5 protein-coding genes and 1 pseudogene are annotated in these 6,754 nt (G+C 55.0%); 3 read left to right on the top strand and 3 right to left on the bottom strand.

The genetic code is table 11. From position 1 onward, the window contains the following. Window positions 1-349, bottom strand: a pseudogene (locus ACP5EL_RS08390) (chloride channel protein); the annotation flags it as partial. A gap of 1,270 nt (window positions 350-1,619) precedes the next feature. Here ACP5EL_RS08390 and ACP5EL_RS08395 point away from each other — a divergent pair. After that, the gene (locus tag ACP5EL_RS08395; RefSeq protein WP_428402061.1) at window positions 1,620-1,976 is read left to right on the top strand and encodes a hypothetical protein; all 357 of its coding nucleotides are present in this window, start codon (window positions 1,620-1,622) and stop codon (window positions 1,974-1,976) included. Window positions 1,977-2,320: 344 nt separating this feature from the next. On the opposite strand, the gene ACP5EL_RS08400 is transcribed toward ACP5EL_RS08395, so the two are convergent. Then, a complete protein-coding gene (locus ACP5EL_RS08400; RefSeq protein ID WP_428402062.1) occupies window positions 2,321-3,838 on the bottom strand; it encodes a tetratricopeptide repeat protein in 1,518 nt (505 codons plus the stop codon). Window positions 3,839-4,018: 180 nt separating this feature from the next. Here ACP5EL_RS08400 and ACP5EL_RS08405 point away from each other — a divergent pair, with 180 nt between their 5' ends. Continuing rightward, complete coding sequence (locus ACP5EL_RS08405; RefSeq protein ID WP_428402063.1) at window positions 4,019-5,041, top strand: YbgA family protein; 1,023 nt, start codon at window positions 4,019-4,021, stop codon at window positions 5,039-5,041. 129 nt (window positions 5,042-5,170) lie between these two features. Here ACP5EL_RS08405 and ACP5EL_RS08410 read toward each other — a convergent pair whose 3' ends face one another. Beyond that, on the bottom strand, window positions 5,171-6,058 hold the full coding sequence (locus tag ACP5EL_RS08410; protein WP_428402064.1) for a sulfite exporter TauE/SafE family protein: 888 nt from the start codon (window positions 6,056-6,058) through the stop codon (window positions 5,171-5,173). A 58-nt stretch (window positions 6,059-6,116) separates the two neighbouring features. Here ACP5EL_RS08410 and ACP5EL_RS08415 point away from each other — a divergent pair. Further along, on the top strand, window positions 6,117-6,754 hold a 638-nt coding region (locus tag ACP5EL_RS08415), incomplete at its 3' end, for a peptidase U32 family protein (RefSeq protein ID WP_428402065.1).

The following is a 6,754-nucleotide window of genomic DNA, read 5'->3' on the forward strand; positions in this document are numbered from 1 at the left end:
GAAGAAAGCCCACCCTTTTTCTGATCTGGCCACCGCTCACCTGCAGGCTCTCGATTATCTGGGGAACGCCGTGCCCCTTGGCCTCGGGGGCCAGGATGCAGACGATGGGCCCCACTATCAGCCCGCCGATGATGGGAAAGAGGATGATCCAAAAAGACGCTCCTGCACCATCGAGGTATGCACCTGAGAAGAATATGCCGTGGATGAAATCGATGAGGTTTCGGAAGACTATAGCCCCAGCTCCTCCCGCCGTGCCTATCAATATGGCCAGAAGGTCGATGTAGGCCCACCTGTACGAACGAGAAACTTTTCTGAAGAGGCCGACCTCGACTTTTCGATCCCGGTTCAAGACATCGTATTGATGTTCATCTCGATATAAACCCTTAACTAAACCTCTTCTTCCACCGCCTCCTGCCCCATACCCCCAGCGACGGCTTCATAATACTATTGCCTGTGATCGGCGGGCTGATCGTAGGCCCGGTAGTACTGCCGTCTCGCACCTCTGAAAATCACCCGATAAGCTCCGCCTCAGGGGCGTGGTAATGCTTTTTGAGATACAAACCTTTTATGCACACCGCGTCGCTAAACGCTCCATCTCAGTTCGGCGGTCGTTCGTATGCGGAATATCACAGGGCGGGTTGGTTGCAAGGTGGTTCGAGCGGCCGTCTGCTCAACTCCCAACTCTCACTTTTCGGTCGACTGTTCGAAGTTCTGACCATGAATACCAAATTAAATAAATTCTAAATTTTAATATTAGCAAATATTACAAAATTTTATATAAATTAATACTTAATTATATATTGAAACGTGTAATTTATGATGTATATGTTGTAACATAAAGTAATCTATGAAATTTATTAATAAAATTTATTTTTAATTAGTCGCTTCTTCGATCGCTACTAAATTATTAATATATATTAAATCAAATGTTGAAATCGAAATTTTCATCGAGCATTATTGTCAATTTTATAAATAGGAAAAGCAGGCTAAAAGTGTATATCTTCGATACCAAATATGTATTTATAAAAATAGCAATAATTTTAGCATGGCCCGACATCTATTCTTATAAACTATATGTATACATACTCTCCCGAGCGCCAATTGTGCTTCAAGAGCACAATTCGCCCCGATAACCATCATGGTAGGCGACGAGGGGAACATATTCACATAGTATATGAAATAGGCATATGCCCAAAATGAGGTTCAATTTGCGGCTTCGAAGTCCATACACATATCATATATGAACAAATTGGGCCACCCGAAAATCGCGGCCAGATCCCAGACGGAGTGCCGCCTTATAGGTTTCTGGATCTATAAGCGCCCTCTTATTGGGATGAAAAATAACAGATATATAAAGAACATTTTTAATAATAAATATGCTTTATACTTAATTATATTTTGATTTAGTTCGATACATACTTCGGTATCCTGTACATAATTTCTTGACAATTTATTAAATATTTAAATTTTTAATGTATTTGATACATTATAATTCATATATTACTTATTAATACTAGACATATATAATTTTATTTTAAATTTTTATATTATCAGAATATCTTAATGAATTTAGGCCAGGCCAAGAAGTGAGATTAAATATTTGCCGAATCCGGGTGCTGGTGAAGACTGCTCCCGACCTGCCGCCCCGCGGCCTGAACACCGAATCGTCCAGGACGCGGGTGGACATCTACAACCAAGACGACGTTCGGATTTACGGCTTCTGCGCCCTGGCAAGCTCAGAGAACTTGCAGGACCTCTGGTTTTCGGTGGAGAAGGGCGAAGGCCTGTCAGAATCGGCGTACATAGTGATGACCGATAGACGATGCGACCTCTCTTACATCTCAAACGAGGTCTACGATCAGCTCCGCTTCGAGCTTGGCGACTCCTACGACGCCTCCAGTAACCCGGACCATCCCCGCAAACATCCAGCCGATCGTCTACTTCTAGAGGGCGAAGCCGATCTATCGACGAGCTAAGGGGCTGGGGGACCGGGAGTCTCCTCCCTCCTCTCTTTTTATGGTCCTTCCCATTTATCGAACGGCCGGAGGGACCATCAGAATACGAAAGGACGATCATCAGTATACAATAGAATATAGTGAGATCTTAGCTCACGCAGAAGCTGGTTTTCCTGGGCCAGCAACTCTATCGAGACCTATTATTTCTCTTTCTATATTTGTATTAGATATGTTCCGGATACTGCTGTAATGGTGAAGGGAGGCAGATCGAGAGAATCTGGGGTTGTCGTCGCCTCTGAGGGCTGGCTTGGTCGAAGGCTCCGATCACATCAGAATCGATCTTCAGGCCTCGCCTTGGCAGACTTCTACAACCCCAGCTCCCGGGCCCTGGCATAGGCGGCGTCGGCCTCGGAACCTCTGCCCAGGGATTGGAGGGCGATGGCTTTGTTCTTCCAGGCGTGGGCGTACTCCGGATCGAGCCTGATCGCCTCCTCATAAGCCTCGATCGCCTCTATCTGCTTGCCGAGGTTCTTGAGAGCTATGCCCTTGTTGTTCCAGGTCGCAGCATCTCCGGGATCGAGCCTGATCGCCTCCTCATAAGCCTCGATCGCCTCTTCATACTCGCCCAGGTTCCTGAGGGCGAGGCCTTTGTTCTTCCAGGCGTGGGCGTACTCGGGATCTAGCCTGATCGCCTCGTCGTAGGCCTCGATCGCCTCGTCGTACCTCCCTTGGTCGTAGAGAGCGACGCCCTTGTTGTTCCAGGCGTGGGCGTACTCGGGATCTAGCCTGATCGCCTCGTCGTAGGCCTCGATCGCCTCGTCGTACCTCCCCAGGCCGTAGAGAGCGACGCCCTTGTTGATCCAGGCGTTGGCATCCTCGCCGTCCAGCCTGATCGCCTCGTCGTAGGCCTCGATCGCCTCATCGTACCTCCCCAGTTCCTCGAGAGCGATCCCTTTGTTGTACCAGGCGTGAGCGTAGACGGGGTCCAGCCTGATCGCCTCGTGGTAAGCCTCAATCGCCTCAATCTGCCTGCCCAGGTTCTTTAGAGCGACGCCTTTGTTATTCCAAGCATAGGCATCCTCCCCGTCCAACCTGATCGCCTCGTCGTAAGCTTGTACGGCCTCCTCGTATCTGCCCTGATCATATAGAGCAAGGCCTTTGCCGACCCAGGCCGAAGCCGAACTCGGATCCAGCCTGATCGCCTCGTCATAATGATGAGCCTCTATCAGGGCATCTACAGCTCTGAGATCGCCGATTTCGGAGAGGGCTTCTGCAGCCCTTACTCGGACCTCTGGCTCCCAGTCCCTTAAAGCTTTGATGAGGGGATCGACGGCATCGGGATCGCCGATCTCGCCGAGAGCCTCGACGGCCCCAGCCCTAACCCCTGAATGGGCATCTCTCAGAGCGAGATAGGCGAGGGGCTCTATAGCATCCGGATCGCCGATCTCGCCGAGAGATCCTGCGGCGCTCAGCCGGACCGGCCATTCCTCGTCCTTCACAACCCCGATGAGAGGATCGACGGCCCTGCCATCGCCAATTTTGCCGAGGGCACCGGCTGCCTCGCTTCGGACCGTTCCATCCCCATCCTTCAGAGCGGCGATGAGGGGGTCTACCGCCCTGACATCTCCGATCTCGCCGAGAGAAGCTGCAGCCCTCGATCGGACATCTTCGTCCACATCCCCGAGGGCCGCCGTTAGAGGATCGACCGCCCTGAGATCGCCGATCTCGCCGAGGGCGCGGGCAGCCCCCTCTCTCAGATCGGCCTGCCCGTACTTAAGATCCAGTATGAGATCGTCCACCTCGTCCGCCAAAGCAGAGATCGGCAGCGCTGCCAGCATCAGAAGCGCCAAAATGAGCACCCCTTTGGTCTCGCCCCCCCGCATGGGGGTCGAGACTGACTCGACCCACTAAAAATGCTTCGGTGTCACCATCCCCCTCCCGCCGAAATTCTACCCTCCTGATATCTAGTCGCCTCCTGAAGCATCAAATTGAAGCATCAAATCAGAAATTCGCGCCAGTTTTAACTACTTACAGCCCACAATAAGGTGCTGGAGTTGAGTGATTTGAGAAAGTTTCCAAAGCCGAAGGTGGTGGTGAGCAGGTGCATCGAGTTCGACCACTGCAGGTACAACGGCCAGATGATCGCGAGCGACTTAGTGAAAATCCTGGCAACCTATGTCGATTTTTTGCCGGTCTGTCCCGAGGTGGAGGTCGGCCTCGGGGTCCCCAGAGGTTCGCTCAGGCTCGTCTCTGCAGCGAGAGGGGATGAATCGAGCGGATCAGGCGAAGAGGAAATGAGAGAGATGAAGCTCGTCCAGCCAACGACGGGAAGAGACGTCACCCCCGATATGCAGAGCTTTGCGGCAACGTTCCTCGACTCCCTCGGTGATGTGGACGGCTTCGTCCTCAAGGCGAGCTCTCCATCCTGCGGCATCAAGAACACGAAGGTCTACCCCATCGCCGGAAAGTCGGCGGCCCTCTCTCGGAGCGCGACCGGCCTCTTCGGCGCTGCCGTCCTGGCCCGCCACCCCGACCTCGCGGTGGAGGATGAGGGAAGGCTGAGAAACCCCCGGATAAAAGAGCACTTCCTAACAAAGCTCTTTACCCTCGCTCGCTTCCGAGAGGTGAAAAATTCTGGATCGATGCGGGAGCTGGTGCGCTTCCAGACGGAGAACAAGATGCTCCTTATGGCCTATCACCAGGCCGAGCAGAGGGTCCTCGGGGATATCGCCGCAAACCACGACCATCGGCCCTTCGATGATCTGGCCCGCGAGTATGAGGCTCACCTGAGGATGGCGCTCTCTCGGCCCCGGAGGTACACATCCAACATAAACGTCCTGATGCACATCCTCGGACGCTTCTCTGATCGGCTCTCGGCCGCCGAGAAGGCGATGTTCTCGGAGAACGTCCAGAGATACAGAGATGGCAAGATCACCATCTGCCCCAACACCACCCTCCTCAAGTCGTGGATCGCAAGGTTTGAGGACGATTACCTGATGGACCAGACCTTCTTTGAGCCCTACCCCCAGGACCTGATCGAGGTCGACCCGGCCGTCTCTCACAGGGGGAGGGACCTCTGGGGATAGAAGAACGAAATAGGACGAGAGGAAACGTAAACGGGAAACGAACAGAAATGAGCGGGATAAAACGGAGGAGACCGGAAATATAAAATAAACCTGGTGATGATGGCCGTAATATTCCGCAGATCTCTGGGATTATATCGAAAGGTGGAGGAGCTCGAAGACCCCCACCATCCTCAGGCCCATGTAGATCAAAAGGATGATGAAGATAGCCCTCAGCTGCTTGGCGGGGAGCCGGTGGGCCACCCTGACCCCGACACAGGCCGCGGGTATGCTCGTCCCGGCCAGGAGCGCCCACTGAAGGAGGTTGACGTACCCCAGGCTGAAGGGAGGAAGGCCGGTGAGGCAAAGGCCGCTATAGACGTAGGAGATAACCCCCCCGGATGATGTTAGGATGATGACGGCGGTGGATGTTCCGACGGCCCTGTGCATCCCAAAGCCCATGGCCGCCGAGAGGGCCGGAACCATTACCACTCCGCCACCAATCCCGATCAGGCCACATAAAAAGCCGAGGGGGAGGCCCAAGATTAAGTAGCGGAAGTCGCTTTCTGCCATCTGTCCACCCCCCCCTCCACATTCTACAACGCCCCTCCCCTTATCTTTAGCTATAACCCCCTCCCATCCTCCAGTCCGGGCGCCTGGGCCCATCACCATCCTCACAGCGGCCGCGATTATTACGAGGCCGAATAGGGCTCGAAGGGGGCCTCCGGCGATGTGAGCCGCTGCGACGCCTCCGAAGAAGGCGCCGAAGAGGCCGGATATGCCTAGAAGGAGGGCTGCCCTCGAATCGACCACCCCCCTACGGCGGTGGCCACTGGCGGCGTTGATGGCGGTGGGAAGGGCCACCGCGAGAGCCGTCCCGAAGGAGATCCGGGTGGCTAGCGTAGGCTCGACCCCCATGGAGGTGAGGACCCAGAACTGGACCGGGACCATTATGAAGCTGCCTCCGACCCCCAGCATTCCAGAGGCTAAGCCTGCACCAATGCCAGTGATCATGAGAACGAGGGCGTATACGAGTTCCACTAAATGACCGGCGACGGAATGGGATAAAGATATATCTCGTCCTCCCAGTTATTTGACCGTGAGACGATCAGGAGGGGTTCCAGAACTCCTCGCCCCGGCCGGGTCCTGGGAGGCGCTTTTGGCGGCGGTCGAGTCAGGAGCCGACGCCGTCTACCTTGCAGGGAGGAGGTTTGGGGCGAGGCAGAGCGCCCCAAACTTCGACGATCTCGAGCTGTTTAGGGCCCTCGAGCACGCCCACCTCCGAGGGGTCAAGGTCTACGTCGCCATCAACACCCTCATCCCGGAGACCGAGGTGGAAGAGGTCGCCCGCCGACTCGTCGAACTCCGCGAGGCCGGGGTGGACGCGGTCCTGGTCCAGGACCTCGGCGTTCTCCGACTCGCACGAGATCTGGTCCCGGACCTGGAGCTTCACGCCTCTACCCAGATGACGATCTGCAGCCTGGAGGGGGCGAGATGGGCCGCCGAGATGGGGCTTAAAAGGGCGGTCCTCGCCCGGGAGCTGACCCTGGCCGAGGTGGAGGAGATGGGGAAGGGTGCATCCATAGGCGTCGAGGTCTTCGTTCACGGAGCCCTCTGCTACTCTTACTCTGGCCAGTGTCTCCTCTCCTCGGTGATCGGGGGGCGGAGCGGAAACAGGGGACTGTGCGCCCAGCCCTGCAGAAAGCCCTACCGCCTCCTGAAGAGCCGGGAGCGGGA

Source organism: Methanocrinis sp. (assembly GCF_049974945.1).
Taxonomy (GTDB): Archaea; Halobacteriota; Methanosarcinia; order Methanotrichales; family Methanotrichaceae; genus Methanocrinis.

Bases quoted from the DNA above. Each gene is read 5' to 3' on its own strand.
- ACP5EL_RS08400 (WP_428402062.1), bottom strand. From the start codon at position 3,838: ATGCGGGGGGGCGAGACCAAAGGGGTGCTCATTTTGGCGCTTCTGATG.